2 protein-coding genes are annotated in these 1,267 nt (G+C 72.1%); one reads left to right on the forward strand and one right to left on the reverse strand.

All coding sequences use genetic code 11. The annotated features are described in order from the left end of the window. Window positions 1–512, reverse strand: a 512-nt coding sequence (locus SACSA_RS0118285; RefSeq protein ID WP_019819181.1) for a DUF4383 domain-containing protein, incomplete at its 3' end; no start/stop codon positions are given. A gap of 115 nt (window positions 513–627) precedes the next feature. On the opposite strand from SACSA_RS0118285, the gene SACSA_RS0118290 reads away from it, so the two are divergent. Then, on the forward strand, window positions 628–1,152 hold the full coding sequence (locus SACSA_RS0118290; protein WP_019819182.1) for a 2'-5' RNA ligase family protein: 525 nt from the start codon (window positions 628–630) through the stop codon (window positions 1,150–1,152). The last annotated feature ends 115 nt before the right edge of the window (window positions 1,153–1,267 follow it).

Genomic DNA, 1,267 nt, shown 5'->3' on the forward strand with positions numbered 1-1,267 from the left:
CCGCGTCCTGCCGGGGCGGCGGCCACCCGGGTGTCCTCCTCGGCTCCGGCCCGGCCACGCGGAGCCTCGACCACCTTGCGGGCGGGCATCACGGCGATCAGCAGGCCCGCGAGTGCCGTCCCCAAGTGCAGCCAGTTGTCGGCGGTGTTGATCGCCAGCGGATTACCGAGCCCGCTGACCGGGTTGCTCGCGAACACACCCGTGATCGCGAGTCCCCACAGCAACAGCACACCGAACGCCACGAGCAGCAGCCAGCCATAACTCCGCGCGGTCGACGAACGCACGGCCAGCACGAGACCGAGCAGGCCGACGCCGATGTGAATCACGTTGTGCAACGGGTTGACCGCGAACACCCACAACGTGCTGTGCGTCGACCCGGCGAAGTCGCCGAAGCCGGTGACGATCAGACCGATGATGCCGAATGCCAGGTAGAGCAGACCGACCAGTGCCGCCAGTACCTGCACGGGCTGGAACCCTCCCACGCGCACACGGCCGTAGTCCGAGCCAGTCATGAAGACCTCCTTCGCCTGTGCTCCAGGCCACTGACGTCGGCGTACCCGGGGTTACCGGTGGGGAAACGGGTTACGCGGCGCGCGGCGGCCCTGCGCCGCGCCTAGCCTCGTCGGCGTGGCCCTGGGCGTGTGCCTGCTCTTCGACCGTCGTTCCGACCGCGCGCTGCGCGAGTTGTGGCTCCGGCTCGAACGACTCGGCGTGGCCACGCCCCACTCGCACACGCACGGCAGGCACCGGCCCCACCTGTCTTACGTGGTCCTGCTCGACTGGGATCTCGACCCGGTACGAGCCGCGGTCACGAGCCTGCCGGACGGCGGGCCGCACGAGCTGAGCTTCGACGCGGTGGCGGCGTTCCGGCGCGGGCGGGTGTGCCTCGTGCCCGCCGTGCCCGCCGACCTGCTCACGCGGCAGCGGGCCGTGGTCGAGGCCGTCCGGAGCACGGGGGCGGTCGTGCACCGCCACTACGAGGTCGACCGGTGGCTGCCGCACACGTCGCTGGCGACCCGTGCGGCGGCACGCCAGATGCCCGACGTGGTCGCGGCCGCCTACGAGGTCCTGCCCGTGACGGTGCTGGTCACCCACGCGGCGCTCATCGACAGCGCCACAGGGCGGGACTGGCCGCTGACGATCCTGCCGTGACCTCCGGAACGCCACCTGGGGGTCGTGCGGAGGCGGTCCGGATTCCGGCCCGGCCGGCGGGTGAGAACCTCACTCCACCTCGGCCGCCGGGGCGTGCCACGTGTCGCAGGCGCCC

Origin of the sequence: Saccharomonospora saliphila YIM 90502 (assembly GCF_000383795.1) — a bacterium.
GTDB lineage: Bacteria > Actinomycetota > Actinomycetes > Mycobacteriales > Pseudonocardiaceae > Saccharomonospora > Saccharomonospora saliphila.